The organism is Acinetobacter tianfuensis, from assembly GCF_003611465.1.
In the GTDB taxonomy this organism is placed as follows: domain Bacteria; phylum Pseudomonadota; class Gammaproteobacteria; order Pseudomonadales; family Moraxellaceae; genus Acinetobacter; species Acinetobacter tianfuensis.
On the sequence record NZ_RAXV01000022.1, the window covers coordinates 1 to 14,046 of the forward strand.

A 14,046-nucleotide genomic window follows, 5' to 3' on the forward strand; every position below is an offset into this window, starting at 1 on the left:
TTGAAAATACAAAAGTAAAAACCGTTATAAGATTAATGATTTATACAAGCCTAATATCAAACCATATGCCTTAAGTTATAGTATAATTCAACGATATTTTAACCAGCAGAAAAGTACCCAGCAGAATAATTAAAAAATGGTGCACAGGAATGTATTATGTTTCGGGGAATTATTCACACTTATGCTTTTCAGCATATGCTTACAAGCTTGCTCTGTCTGTGCATCATCACTATTGCAAGCCTTTTCAATAACGCCTATGCGCAAACCGCCTGTACGCTTTCTATACAGCATATAGAAGCGGCCAAAAGTACCGCACAAGATTCACCCCCTCCTGTAAATGAATGGGTAACCATTTCTAAACTGCCTGATCAATGGTACAAACGCTGGCCAAATTATAATGGCATCGCTTGGTATAAAATCGGCCTAAACTACCAATGTCCCGAACAAGCAGTGAAACAGCCGCTGGCGCTGGCAATTGAAGGCATCACGCAAAGCGGGCGTGTATTTATCAACCATGATTTGCTCTGGCAAGATGTCATTCCTAGAGATGCAGCGTACTCTTCACGCAGTCAACATTCACCGCGGATATGGAGCATTCCAGCGTCAAGTCTAAAGCAAGGCCAAAATATAGTCTGGATTCAAGTTTATGGCTCTCCCACTCAAAAATCAGGTATTGGCAAATTAGAAGCCGGCACATATGAAAACGTGATGAGCCAATATAAATCATGGAATCTAGAAAAAAGAAGTTTGATTGAGCTCAACACCATGATTAATTTTGTGCTCTCCATTTTCTTTTTTCTTGCTTGGATCGCTGTGCGCAATGAAAAAGCCTTTTTATGGCTCTTCATTACAGGAATGTCGTGGGTACTTTACAGCATCAGCATTATATATACAGACCCTATTCCATGGCTCAGCAATATACAGCTGGACCGCTTACAGCAGATTATTTTTTACTTTTATACCGTATTTGGCTGTATCGGCGCTTGGTATTTTGCACATCACCCATTCCCGCGCATTCAAAAATCGCTGCTTGGCATCGCCACAATAGCAGCGCTGTGTATTGGGTTCTCCCCCGAAGTCTATTTAAATCAAATCAGTCAAATCTTTTTTAGCTTTTTTGTTCTGGTTTTTGCACTCAAGTGTCTGACATACCCTTATTTAGCATATAAAGTGAAGCTGCCAGAAACATACATGCTGGCAGTGATGTACTGTGTTTACTTACCTATTGCTATACATGATGCGCATTTCATGATCACAATGGAGGGCCATGCATGGTCACCATACACGGGCCCGCTCACGACCTTAGCTCTAGGGGGAATATTAGCACTGCGGCTTGCCCGTCATACACGTGAAATTCAACGCTTCAATAAAACCCTGACCGAAAACATTCATCATGCGGAGCAAAAGCTAACCGCATCTTTAGGCCAGCAGCATCAGCTGGCGCTGGAAAATGCGCGCTTACAAGAACGGGTGAATTTATCGCATGATTTACATGACGGTTTAGGCGGCTCAATTGTCCGCTCACTGATATTAATAGAGCAAAATGATAAAATCGAAAAAATGCAAATTTTGTCTATTTTAAAACTGCTGCGCAATGATTTAAGACAGGTTATTGACTCAGGCTCCAGCTTGAATATTGAAATACCTGCTACCCCTATAGAATGGGGCGCTGCAATACGCAGGCGCTTTGTCCAGCTGTTTGAAGAAATAGATATACGCTCTGTATGGCATTTTGAGCCCGAATGGACAACAGCACCAACTGCGCTGCAATGCATGACACTCACCCGCGTTTCTGAAGAAGCCTTAACCAATATTCTTAAACATAGCCAAGCTACTGAAGTAAGCGTCACTTTATTTGAGCAGAACCAGCTCTTAATATTGCAAATTCAAGATAATGGCATAGGCTTTGACCCCGCAGCTGTAAATACTGGATTACACGTCGGGTTATACAGCATGCAAACCCGCATAGAAAAAATTGGCGGTATTTTTGAGATTCGCTCACAATCAGGACAAACCCAGCTGACGGTAAGGCTGCCGCTGCGTTAAATGATTTGTATTTTTAAATAAATCAAAAGACTGATTTTTATACAAATACAGTTTAAGCCTACATAGGGATCATCAGGCTTTAAATAAATACAGCCTAAAATCTAAACTCAAATAAACCATCTACAAAATGCCTTCATCCCAGCACAGCTCAAAGGCTCATACCAAGCTAAGAGCTGATGCCCTATTTTTTAAAGCGAATCGCCCGCGTTTTTCTCTAAAAAGTTTGACTTGTCACGCTCAGCACTTAAAATACTGCATTCAAAATTTTTTAGTTTTTGCCAAAGTTATGTCGAATGATCAATTAGACCAGCAAGTCGTGGAGCTGGACAACTTAAGCGAACAGCGTGAAATCGTGACATTCATGCGCCGCTCAGCACCGCTGAACACTTCTCAACGTACTGCGCTTGAACAATATGGTCACCTGATTTTGGAATATCCTGTTGGCGACTTACGCCAGCACTTTGAGCACCCTGAACGTCCGCTGACTGTAGAAATCGGCTTTGGCATGGGCCGTTCATTGGTACTTATGGCAAAAGCCAACCCTGAACGCAACTTTGTCGGTATTGAGGTTCATGTACCGGGCATTGCTCAATGTGTGTTTGAAGCAGGCATGTCTGAACTAAAAAACCTGCGCGTTCTAGATGCAGACGCCATTCAAGTACTGCGTGAAATGCCAGATAACAGCATTAATACCGTACAGCTTTACTTCCCAGATCCGTGGCAGAAAAAGCGGCACTTCAAACGCCGTTTTGTGTCACATGACCGTATGCCGCTGGTTGAACAAAAACTGGAACTTGGCGGTACTTTCCATGCGGCAACAGACTGGGAACCGTATGCAGAGTGGATGCTTGAAGTTCTAGAAGAACGTCCGCGCCTAGAAAACCTTGCAGGTAAAGGCAACAGCTACCCGCGCCCTGAATGGCGCCCTCAAACTAAATTTGAGCGCCGCGGTTTAGAAGCAGGTCATAAAATTAACGACTTCATCTTCAAGAAGATTTCTTAATTCTGAAATTACTCTGAATAGATAGAAAAAAGCGCTGATTCATTCAGCGCTTTTTTTATGCTAAAAATTTATCCTTTAACCATAAAATAATAACAAGTACAAAACCGCTTAAGCCGCTTAAAAAGAAAAATAAGCTTTCATCTTTATACCAGTGATAATCCTTTGGTTTTCGTTTCCTCATACCATTCACTTCAGTTTTTAACGGATAAACAAGCGGTATAATAACTGCTGAATACTTGTGCCATAGGGCGGATAAATCAATTTCATTAAGCTGAATTTCGGACGCACAAAAACGGATTTAGCATGGCTGAAAGTCTTAAAGCCTTCATGACCATGATAATGCCCCATCCCTGATGATCCAATACCGCCAAAAGGCATGTCTTCCATCCCTGCAGTCATTAGGGTTTCATTCAAGCAAACACCGCCGCTATGCGTTGCATGCAGCACTTTTTGCTGCTCGTCTTTGTTATAGCCAAAATAGTACAGCGCAAGCGGTCTTTCCCGCGCATTAATATAAGCAATTGCTTCATCAATATGCTCATAAGTCACAATTGGCAAAATAGGGCCAAAAATTTCATGCTGCATGAGCTGCATGCTGTCTTTTACATTGGTTACCACCGCATGCGGCATACGGCGCCCATCACCTTCCTCAATTTGAATGAGCGCCGCGCCTTGCTGCTGCGCATCTATTAAATAGCGCTGCAAACGTTCAAACTGGGCCTCATTTACAATAGCTGTATAATCGGGATTGCTTTGAATTGAATCGGGGTAAAACTGCTGAATCACATCAAAATAGGCTTTAATAAATGCATCCTGCTGGCTTTTATGCACCAATGCATAATCAGGCGCTACACAAGTTTGCCCAGCGTTCATGGTCTTGCCAAAAGCAATACGGCGCGCACTTTCCTGCAAATCAGCATCTACTGCAACAATCGATGGCGATTTACCTCCCAGCTCCAGTGTTACAGGCGTCAAGTGATCGGCCGCGGCATGCAGCACATGCTTGGCAATCGAAGTTGCGCCTGTAAAAAGCAAATGATCAAAAGGCAGCCGAGTAAACTCCTGCGCAATTTGTACACCGCCTGTAATGACACTGACATCACTTTGTGCATAATTTTCGGCAATTAAACGCTGAAATAATGCCGAAAATACAGGAGTGAACTCGCTCATTTTCAGCATGACATGATTACCCGCCGCCAGCGCCTGCGCCAAAGGCCCTACTGCTAAAAACAGCGGATAATTCCACGGTGCAATAACACCGACCACCCCAACGGGCTGATACATTACATAAGCAGAAGCTGGCTGGAATAAAATACCTACCTCCCGCTTACTTGGCTTCATCCATTTTTTCAAATGTTTTAAGCTATGCTTAATGCCATTTAAACTGGTCATCACTTCAAATAGCCGTGTTTCATCACTGCTTCTATTCGAAAAGTCCTGACTGATTGCCGCTGCAATTTCATCCTGATGATCTAAAATCATCCGGCTTAACTTTTGTAAACTGGCTTTGCGCTGTTCATAGCTTGGATATGGCTGAGCCGCAAAAGATTGTTTTTGCAGCTCAAAAATTTGCTGCATGCTCAAGACATCAGCAGCTGAGTATTCTGTATTGTGCAGCGCACTGACATGTGGAGGCAAAGACTGTTCTACACTCATAAAGTATTCCTTTTTTTATTATTTTCACCCTAAACGAAAGCGGGCCGTTTGTCTGCTTCGGACCCGCTTAATGCTTTCATCTCTATGCTACCTGCTGCACATCTAGGCTATTTCGAATCATATCTGCCGCTTTTTCTGCAATCATAATAACGGGCGCATTGGTATTGCCATTTACAACCGCTGGCATAATAGACGCATCGATCACTCTTAAATTGTGAATCCCATAGACCCGCAGCTGCGGATCAACAACGGCCATATCATCTATGCCCATTTTACAGCTGCCCACTGGGTGATAAACCGTATCCACACGCGCTCTAAGCAGATTTCGAATATCGTCATCGCTCTGTACCTCAGCGGTAAATAAATCTTGCTTATAAAGCGCTGCCAATGACGGCGACGCCATTAGCTGGCGGGTCAGTTTAAAACCTTGAACCAAATCCTCTAAATCTTGCGGATCTCCTAAGAAGTTCGGATCAATTTTAAGCGGATCAGACACTTTGCTGCCGCTTAGCTGAATACTGCCGCGGCTGCGCGGGTTCAGCAGGCACACATGGCAAGACAGTCCATGGCTGGCATGAAATTTACGCGCATGATCATCGACCAAAGCCAAAACAAAATGCAGCTGTAAATTAGGCATATCTAAATCTGGCTTAGTTTTAATAAAACCGCCGCACTCTGCAAAATTAGATGTAATCATACCGCGGCGCTCTTTACGGTAGCGCTTAATTTGCTTAACCATATCTAAAGAACCTGACAACGATATGCCAAAAGTGCCTTCTGTTTCTTTTACGGTATAGCCAAAAATAAAATCTGGATGATCATGAAAGTTTTTACCAACACCTGGCAAGTGATGCTTTATTTCAATACCGTACTGTTTTAATTCATCTTCATGACCGATACCTGACAGCATCAATATTTGCGGTGACTGCATTGCTCCTGCACTGAGTAAAACCTCTTTTCGGGCATACAGCGCCTTGTGTTGTCCCGCATGCTGAACTTCCACACCCACCGCAGTTTTCTGCTCAATGATAATTTTCTGTGTCATTGCATTGGTCAATACTGTTAAGTTCGGACGCTGCAAATGCGGAAATAAATATGCCCGCGCTGCACTGCAGCGTTCGCCATTGATATGAGTAACCTGAAAAATCCCCAAACCTTCCTGCTCAGCGCCATTAAAGTCATCCAATACTTTATAGCCCTGCTCTTGAGCTGCCGCGATATAACGCTCATGAATTGGGCTGTCGCTGCGCATATCAGCTACAGACAGCGGCCCATGCTGCCCATGATACTCATTGTGAATCCGTTCGTTATTTTCAGATTTTATAAAATACGGCAGCACTTCATCATAAGACCAGCCCGTATTGCCCATTGCCGCCCAAGCATCATAATCTGCACGATGTCCGCGAATATAAATCATGGCGTTAATAGCTGATGAGCCGCCTAAACACTTGCCGCGAGGCTGGTACCCCTTACGGCCATTTAAACCTGCTTGCGGCACAGTCTCAAAAGCCCAATTATTTATTTTTGTCGGCAAGCTAAGCACACAGGCCGCTGGAATATTTACAGTCCAGCTGTCACCCTGACCGCCAGCTTCAATTAAACAGACGGAGATATTTGGGTCTTCCGTTAAGCGGCTCGCTAGAACGCAGCCGGCACTGCCTCCGCCGACCACAATATAATCGTATTCTTGCTGCATCATGCATTCCTTTTTTTATTGCTTAAATTATTTTTATCGCTTTATGTCTACAATAATGAATAACACAAAAAATTCTAGCGCTGCTGTTTCATTTTATAAAAATTACACGATTTTGACGGCTCATATTTTTATGGTTCAATATTTTTACTATCCAGCCGTCAAAGATTTCATCCCTTCTCGTCTGCCTCTGGCCGCTTCGCACAAAAGCCCTGATAGCATAAAACTTGCATAAATGCTGAAACCTCATCAAAGCCTGCCTGTTTCAGCATTTGCACTGTTGTATGAGCATCTAAGGCATAAAAATCATCTTCAAGCCGCTCCAGCATTTTTTGACTTTGCTGTTCAGATAGACCCTGCTGCTGCACCCGTTTTTGCAAAGCCATTGTTTCCAGCATGGATTGCCGCTGCATCAAATCATAAGTCACAAATAGTCCGTCTTGTTTCAAGCACGTTAAAGCGCTTTTAAAAAACAGCTGCTTTTCTGCAAATGGCACAAAATGCGTGACCAAAATAGACAGTACAGCATCAAACAAGCCTGCCAGCTGCGGCAGCTGAGTATGTGATCCAAGTATGAATTGCACACGCGCACTGCCATTCCAAGGCTTTACATGCGCCTCTGCTGCAGTCAGCATGGTTTGAGACAGCTCAGTGACCGTAAACTGCGCTTGAGGAAATGCCTGCATCAGGCATCCCAGCTCATAACCCGTTCCTGCCCCAATAATCAGCACCCGAGCCTGTACAGGCAAATGCGCCTGCATAAGCGCCAATAACTGCGCATGCACCTGCTCATAAGCAGGTATCAGCTTGCGGATATGCTCATCATAGCCTGCAACTACGTATTCACTGTCAAAGTCTTTTGCCATGTTTTATCCCTATTGTACGGCTTCGCGGCAGCGCAGTATTATGCGCCGTCATGACGTTTTATAATCTGACTGCTCATCAGCCCATAGACTTGCGCCAAATCTTCACGCTGTCCTTGCTCCAGCATCTGCTGATGCATCTGCAAGATATTTTCATCTTTACGCATTGCTGGCCCAGTCTGCATAACTTTAGGATCGGCCGCAGTGGCCTTTTTTGCTGTTTCTAAAATCAATGGGTAAAGCAAACTAAAGTCAACAGCTTTTGCATCAACCACTTGCTTCGCCATGTCATAACAGTAATTACTGAAATTGCATGCAAATACCGCGGCCAAATGCAAACTGAGACGCTGTACAGAATCATATACATATACGCGCTGACTTAATTCAGCCGCCAAAGCATGTAAGTTCTGTTCATCATTTTGAAGAACGGCTTCTACAAAAATAGGCGTATTTGACCAGTCAATCTCACGCTCCAAGCTAAAAGTCTGAAGCGGATACAGCACACCTGCCCGCGCATGTACGGCTGTAAGCTTGGCAATATCAGTACTGCCTGAAGTATGTACTGCCAGTACTTGCGGCAAATACTCATGCACATCGGCAATGACGGATGAAATTGCGCTGTCACTTACCGCAATAATCAGCAAATCAATATTAACGTCTAACTGATGAAGAGCAGAAACAGCTTCAGCACCCGCTCTTTGCGCTAAATCCTGCGCATGCATTTGTGTACGGCTATAAATTTGTACGATCTGATGCTTGTTTTGCAGCGCATGCACCAAATGATGTGCAACCCGGCCTGCACCGATAAAACTGATTCGCATAATATAAAGCTGCTCCGCTGTCTTGTGCTGCTAGCATGCCAATAAAAAAGGGATGCATCAATCCATCCCTTTTTTAAATTGCATATTTATTGATTTTTTAAAGACAAGTCAAAACATCACCGTGCTTTAATGAAATAAATTATTTAAGTAAACCGTACGTTCCTTTGTTTTTTGGACAAAGCACTTACTGTATTGAAGGGCTTGGTTCTGTTTTTGCATTGCCTCATCCCAATAATTGCGCTGCTTTTGGTAAGTTTCCATTTCGCTTTCACTTAAAGAATATACATTCTTTTGGGCCAGTACTTTACAATCCACATCACGCTTTTCAAACCAATCGGCCTGATCTTGCTGCTGGCTGGCTTTCTGTTCTTCTGTCAGCTTATCCCATGTGATATTTAAACGCTCAACAGCTGCGTTTTGCTCACCATCCAGCTCCTTTTGACGAATATCCATTGCTTTTTGGGCTAAAGCAATCTGTGCGGCTTCTTCCTTACTCGACTCTTCCTGATACTTTTGCCCAGCTTCTCTATTGGTCTGCGCAACCTTTTCATAGGCCGCAAAATTTACAGCCAATTCAGTCACTTTGGCTGCAAAAGCAGTAATACTGCTGCTTTCAACAGTCAGGCTAATCTCATCATTATCAGAGCGTTCAAGACCGTATTTAAAATCTGCGCCCTTAATCTTATCATCACTTAAAGTCAGTGAACTCCATTCATTTTGAATTGAATCCTGCAGAGTATAGGTACTGGATGCCTGTGCATCTTCGCCATCGCACTCTTCACATGGCTCTGCCATATAAGCATTTTCAGCACGCTTTTGCAGTCCCTTCGGCAATTTAGCCATCACTAAGCTGCTGCATTCCAAGGTCTTTGCCTGTTCAGGATTTTCAGTTTTAGTCGAAATATGACTAATTTCAAATTTGATATTTTTACGGATTGTTTCCAATAAAGCCTGATCTGCTTCATAGCCTGATTGACGAATGCGCTGCTCGACATCTTTCAGATAAACATCTTTTAAATGCCCCTGTATTTGCTCTACATTCGCAGGCGCTGAACAGCTCCAATCCTGCAATTTTTTTGTTTCTGCAGTTTCAGCTTTTTTCTTTGAAAAATCACATCCTGACAGCGCCACCGCACTGCAAACTAAACTCGTGATTAATGCAATTTTCATTTTCTTACCATAGTTTGTTATTATCCGCGGAAAATTTAATCAAAGCCCAGTCAAATTACAAGCATAATCCCCGCTTAAGCAGGGATTATTTACAGCAAAAAACGGTACGCTTTTATTTAGATGCGGTTTCAACCACGCCCTGATTATTCACTTCACGCACTTTACCCGTTTCAGTATTCAATACTTCAAACTCAATACGGCGGTTTTGGAATTGCCCTTCAGGGGTCGCATTGTCTGCTTTCGGCTGTTCCTGCCCAAATCCTTCTGCTTTTAACTGCGCTGGGTCTACACCCTTTTGCACCAAATAATTCATGATGGATTCAGCACGTTTTAAAGACAGCGCTTTATTTGCATCAGCATTGCCTGAACTATCCGTATGGCCTTTAATGGTCAGCTGTACATGGCTGGCTCTTTGCAGCAATGCAGCCGCCTGATCCAAAATTGATTTATTCGCTTCTGGAATTTCAGAAGAGCCTGATCCAAAGTTAATTATCTGGATGTTTAAAGCTGTTGCTACATCTAATGCGCGGATCTGATCTGGATTAATACTCGCCAACGCTTTTTGCGCATCCGTAATACTGTTATCTACAGCTGTGTTGACTTCTGGATTTGCCTGCTGGACCTGCACATGCATATTGCGCGCCAGTCCCTTAATTTCAGCAGCCAAACGTTTTGCAGCTGCTGGATCTGATGACTGAATCGAGAGCTGATCACCTATCCATTGCAAAGAGATATTTGACCTGCCTTTCACAAGCCGCAATACAGATGGAATCACATCCTGATCGATAAACTGCGTATGGTATGCACTATCTGTCAGCGCGCCGCAGCCGATTGGATAATTAAAAATCTGCTTCACTTCTTTTTGTAATATCTCTAAATAAGAGGCATTGTTCAAATTAATTTGACAGCTGCTCAAGTCACCTTTGGCATTTGTGCTTAATTGCAATAATGCAGGCTGTGCTGCTGCCGGCTGTACAGCCGCTGCGTTTTCTGCCGCCTTTTCCTCTGAACAAGACTTAAACCAAAATGCAATCAGCGCTGCCAAAATAAGCAAAGCAATCAGCGGCAGCCAAGAGCTCGATTTTTTTTCTTCAACTGCTGCGGGTTCTGGCGCTAATTCAGGACTTTGATGAACCGTCTGGCCAGCAGCAGTGTTAATGCCTAAGGCAGCTAAAATTGCGCTCGCCCACTGAGGTAAAGCCTCAAAAACAGACGCTTGATGGGTTTCTATTAAATGTGACACTGCTTCTGGAGAGGCTGAACCCGCTTCTATTTGCAAAAATCCTAAAACAGGCCCGATTGCTTTACTGAGTGTCTGCTCAATTTCATGCGCAGGCGCTTCACCGCTGACCATGCTTAAAAATTCTTGCTTAATTGCAGGATTAGAATTGAACAGCTCACTTAATTTAGGGTTTAACTGATCTTGAAAGGCCTCAATAAAGTGCGGTTTTGCTTTTAAGATACTGAGTAAAAAGGGATAAAACTGATTCAGAGCATTATTTTTTTCAAATAAATGTTCACTCTCACCATCCAGCACAATCGCGGACACCTGCTGCTTTAACAACTCTAATAAATTGTTCATATGCCATTACCTTTCTTATTTTGATGATTTTTTTCATATACTCACTTATTTTATTTGGTTGTTTTTTATACTTTGTGAACAATTGTATTGCTTTAATATTGTTTACTTACATTTGCATATAGATGAAAAATTAAAATAAAAAAGCCAGCCGCAGCTGACTTTCATTTTACAGGTTTACATTACTGCAAAGCATTTAAGCAATGAATGTATTCACAACTTTACCTTTGACAGTCTGTCCAATTAACGGTGTATTTTTACCATTGGAAACAATTGTTTCTTTCGTAATGGTCCACTCAAGTTCTGGATCGACCAGCACCCAGCCTGCTTCAGCTTCCCAGCGGGCGCTCATTTGCGCAACTGCTGCTGGCTGTGTCGTTACGGTTTTCACCCACTCTAAAGGTTCAAGCAAACCGTCTTGAATCAGCTGTACCGCAAAAGGCACATAGGTATCAAACGCGGTAAAGCCCGGCTGAGTTTCCGCGAACGGCGCCATTTTTGCAGAACTGCTCAGCGGTTCATGGTGTGTACAGATAGCATCAATCACGCCATCTTTTACGCCTTGGCGAAGCAAGTTTTTATCCTGTTCAGCACGCAGCGGCGGACGGACATGCGCCAGCGAGTTAAAGCCGTCAATCACTTGATCTGTTAAATGCAATTGGTGCATTGCAACATCGCAAGTTACAGGTAAACCTTTGGCTTTTGCCTGCTTAATCAGCTCAACTGAAGCGCCGCATGACAATAGGCCAAAGTGTGCGCGCACACCTGTCGCTTCAATCATGAGCAAGTATTTCGAAATCGCAACTGTTTCAGCGAGCGCAGGAATCATTGGCAAACCTTGACGTGATGCAATAAAGCCTTCATGCACACAGCCGTCTTTGGCAATTTGCGGCTCTTCAGCATAAAATACGACTGTCATGTCTAAACCAGCTGCATATTCCAAAGTACGAATAACCACATCATCATTGGCAAAAGGCGCATTGGCATTTGAAACTGCTGTACAGCCGCCCTTTTTCAAACCAGCCATATTAGCAGGCTGATTGCCGTTTAGGCCTTGAGTCTGTGCGCCAATCACCTGTAAATGAATGCCGCCGTCCAGCATAGCTTTTTCAACTAAACCATGAATTAGAGCGCCATTGTCTTGAACAATTGGTTTTGAATCTGGCGGCGTAAATACATGCAAAATACCGTTAGCAAGTGCGGCCTTGCCTTCAGATTTCAATGTGCCATGCTGCTGCTGTCCCGGTTCACGCAAACGCGCACACAAGTCCACCATTGTCGGCATCAGCCATTTGCCTTGACCGTCAATCGTTTCAGCAACTGTATCAGTTGCTGCTGTGAGTTTGCCATTTTCAATATATACAGTCTGTACGCTGTCCGTATTTTGAATAGGGTCTAAGACACGTACATTTTCAATTTTTACAATAGTCATGGCTTCTACCTTATCCTGCAACCGCTTCTAACAGACCTTTTTCTTCTAATTGACCTTGCATTGCTAAAGCCAACACGGCCATGCGCACAGCAATACCGTTCGTTACCTGATTTAAAATCACAGACTGCGGGCCATCGGCAATGCTTGAATCAATTTCTACACCGCGGTTCATTGGGCCCGGGTGCATCACGATGCAATCCGGTTTTGCCAAAGCCAAACGCTCTTTGTTTAAACCGTACATTTTGTAAAATTCAGCCTGAGAAGAAAGCGCTGGCGAGTCGATACGTTCATTTTGAATACGCAAAGTAATAATCACGTCGCAGTCTTGAATACCTTCGTCCATTTTATTGAACAAACGAACGCCCTCACCATATTCATTAAAACCATACGGCAGCAGCGTATTTGGCGCAATAACACGAATATCTTTACAGCCCAAAGTTTGCAGCGCTGCGACATCTGAACGCGCCACACGCGAGTGTTTAATATCGCCAATAATCGCAATACTGATGTCTTCAAAATTCTTCTTGGTTTCACGGCGGATGGTCAGCATATCCAGCATCGCCTGCGTTGGATGCGCATGACGGCCGTCGCCCGCATTAATAATGGCAATATGCGGGCAAACATCTTTGGCAATAAAATGCGGCGCGCCAGAAGAAGAATGACGAACCACAAAAATATCGGTTGCCATCGCTTCTAAATTCCAAAGCGTGTCACGCAATGTTTCGCCTTTAGATGTGCTTGAACGCGCAATATCAATATTCAGCACGTTAGCAGAAAGACGCTTTGCTGCTGCTTCAAAAGTGGTACGGGTACGGGTTGAATTTTCGAAAAACAGATTCATTACCGTACGGCCTTCAAGCAGATTATTGGTAATGAGCTGATTTTGGTCATTAAAAAAGGACTGTGCAGTGTCCAATATTTTTGTGAGGGTTTCTTTAGAAAGGCCTTCGATGGTGAGGAAATGTTTTAAGTTACCATCTTGATTGAGTTGAATCTGGCTCGGTGTATGCAATGCCGCCAAGTGCATGAGAGATTCCTTATCGTTAAGTTAACGCATTATACAGAGAATCCGTGTATTTGGCAGTTGAAGTTTTCGACATTCAAACAAAATTAAAAGAGGTATAAATCTAATGATCTAAATTCCCTCCTTCTAATTTCAAAGAGATAAATTAAACAAATCTTTTAAAATCGTGCTCTTGCTCAACCCAGTTTCAGCTTAATGACTTTATTTACACCGCCGCTGGCCGCTGCGCCGATTGCTGTCTATTTAAGCAAAAAATTCAGGCAGCGCCATCAAACGATCAAGAACCATAATCCGCATCAAATTTTAATGATGTGATTAAGCTGTCAATTCACTTACTATGGTAAAAAATAAAGCTTATGATCTGCATAATTGGCCGCCATATTTACTAACGTAAGGCGCCTATATAATGATGCTGCACTTGCGCTTTATACACCTCTTCTGGTGTCGCCTCATAACCAAGACGATCATCCTGCTCATCTGCAGCAGATACAGTTTCATGCGTATCAATTTGGCTTTCATGCAGATCTAAATTCATTAAACGTTGCAACCGCACGCTTAAACGGTCTAATTCATCATCTTTAGCCTCTTGCGCCAAAGTTAAAACATGCTGCGCATACTGTTTATTTTCAACTAGATACATCACATCAATAACACGGCTGTTTACCCTGCGCATACGTGCATACAATAAGGCTGCTGCTGAAAATACCTCTGTACTGGTCACTTGAGCGGCTAACTGCATCTTTTTCCCCTGAATAAAAA

At 43.3% G+C, this 14,046-nt stretch carries 10 protein-coding genes and 1 pseudogene; 2 read left to right on the forward strand and 9 right to left on the reverse strand.

Annotated elements, in window-relative coordinates:
• Positions 1 to 156 precede the first annotated feature (156 nt).
• Together D7V32_RS10560 and trmB are read left to right on the forward strand one after the other, a co-directional pair.
• On the forward strand, positions 157 to 2,046 hold the full coding sequence (locus tag D7V32_RS10560; protein ID WP_120402839.1) for a sensor histidine kinase: 1,890 nt from the start codon (positions 157 to 159) through the stop codon (positions 2,044 to 2,046).
• Between the two features lie 286 nt (positions 2,047 to 2,332).
• On the forward strand, positions 2,333 to 3,049 hold the full coding sequence (gene trmB / locus D7V32_RS10565) for a tRNA (guanosine(46)-N7)-methyltransferase TrmB (protein ID WP_120402881.1): 717 nt from the start codon (positions 2,333 to 2,335) through the stop codon (positions 3,047 to 3,049).
• 198 nt (positions 3,050 to 3,247) lie between these two features.
• On the opposite strand, the gene D7V32_RS10570 is transcribed toward trmB, so the two are convergent.
• From D7V32_RS10570 to D7V32_RS10610, 9 genes and pseudogenes are all read right to left on the reverse strand, one after another.
• Complete coding sequence (locus D7V32_RS10570; protein ID WP_120402840.1) at positions 3,248 to 4,705, reverse strand: coniferyl aldehyde dehydrogenase; 1,458 nt, start codon at positions 4,703 to 4,705, stop codon at positions 3,248 to 3,250.
• 82 nt (positions 4,706 to 4,787) lie between these two features.
• On the reverse strand, positions 4,788 to 6,404 hold the full coding sequence (locus tag D7V32_RS10575; RefSeq protein WP_171407638.1) for a GMC family oxidoreductase: 1,617 nt from the start codon (positions 6,402 to 6,404) through the stop codon (positions 4,788 to 4,790).
• A gap of 164 nt (positions 6,405 to 6,568) precedes the next feature.
• A complete protein-coding gene (locus tag D7V32_RS10580; protein WP_120402842.1) occupies positions 6,569 to 7,264 on the reverse strand; it encodes a class I SAM-dependent methyltransferase in 696 nt (231 codons plus the stop codon).
• 38 nt (positions 7,265 to 7,302) lie between these two features.
• Positions 7,303 to 8,091 (reverse strand): annotated as a pseudogene (locus D7V32_RS10585) (Rossmann-like and DUF2520 domain-containing protein); the annotation flags it as partial.
• A gap of 117 nt (positions 8,092 to 8,208) precedes the next feature.
• Positions 8,209 to 9,252 (reverse strand): DUF1311 domain-containing protein, encoded by a 1,044-nt coding sequence (locus D7V32_RS10590; RefSeq protein ID WP_120402844.1) that lies wholly within the window; start codon positions 9,250 to 9,252, stop codon positions 8,209 to 8,211.
• A 112-nt stretch (positions 9,253 to 9,364) separates the two neighbouring features.
• Complete coding sequence (locus D7V32_RS10595; RefSeq protein WP_120402845.1) at positions 9,365 to 10,834, reverse strand: OmpA family protein; 1,470 nt, start codon at positions 10,832 to 10,834, stop codon at positions 9,365 to 9,367.
• Positions 10,835 to 11,027: 193 nt separating this feature from the next.
• The gene (locus D7V32_RS10600) at positions 11,028 to 12,263 is read right to left on the reverse strand and encodes a dihydroorotase (RefSeq protein ID WP_120402846.1); all 1,236 of its coding nucleotides are present in this window, start codon (positions 12,261 to 12,263) and stop codon (positions 11,028 to 11,030) included.
• A gap of 10 nt (positions 12,264 to 12,273) precedes the next feature.
• Complete coding sequence (locus tag D7V32_RS10605; RefSeq protein WP_120402847.1) at positions 12,274 to 13,290, reverse strand: aspartate carbamoyltransferase catalytic subunit; 1,017 nt, start codon at positions 13,288 to 13,290, stop codon at positions 12,274 to 12,276.
• Positions 13,291 to 13,672: 382 nt separating this feature from the next.
• Positions 13,673 to 14,026 (reverse strand): hypothetical protein, encoded by a 354-nt coding sequence (locus D7V32_RS10610; RefSeq protein ID WP_228200206.1) that lies wholly within the window; start codon positions 14,024 to 14,026, stop codon positions 13,673 to 13,675.
• Positions 14,027 to 14,046: the final 20 nt, after the last annotated feature.

What these genes read in the sequence shown, in the direction of transcription:
- D7V32_RS10600 (WP_120402846.1), bottom strand. Translation starts at nt 12,263, where the DNA reads ATGACTATTGTAAAAATTGAAAATGTACGTGTCTTAGACCCTATTCAA.
- D7V32_RS10605 (WP_120402847.1), bottom strand. Translation starts at nt 13,290, where the DNA reads ATGCACTTGGCGGCATTGCATACACCGAGCCAGATTCAACTCAATCAA.
- D7V32_RS10610 (WP_228200206.1), bottom strand. Translation starts at nt 14,026, where the DNA reads ATGCAGTTAGCCGCTCAAGTGACCAGTACAGAGGTATTTTCAGCAGCA.
- D7V32_RS10595 (WP_120402845.1), bottom strand. Translation starts at nt 10,834, where the DNA reads ATGAACAATTTATTAGAGTTGTTAAAGCAGCAGGTGTCCGCGATTGTG.
- trmB (WP_120402881.1), top strand. Translation starts at nt 2,333, where the DNA reads ATGTCGAATGATCAATTAGACCAGCAAGTCGTGGAGCTGGACAACTTA.
- D7V32_RS10575 (WP_171407638.1), bottom strand. Translation starts at nt 6,404, where the DNA reads ATGATGCAGCAAGAATACGATTATATTGTGGTCGGCGGAGGCAGTGCC.
- D7V32_RS10570 (WP_120402840.1), bottom strand. Translation starts at nt 4,705, where the DNA reads ATGAGTGTAGAACAGTCTTTGCCTCCACATGTCAGTGCGCTGCACAAT.
- D7V32_RS10580 (WP_120402842.1), bottom strand. Translation starts at nt 7,264, where the DNA reads ATGGCAAAAGACTTTGACAGTGAATACGTAGTTGCAGGCTATGATGAG.
- D7V32_RS10560 (WP_120402839.1), top strand. Translation starts at nt 157, where the DNA reads ATGTTTCGGGGAATTATTCACACTTATGCTTTTCAGCATATGCTTACA.
- D7V32_RS10590 (WP_120402844.1), bottom strand. Translation starts at nt 9,252, where the DNA reads ATGAAAATTGCATTAATCACGAGTTTAGTTTGCAGTGCGGTGGCGCTG.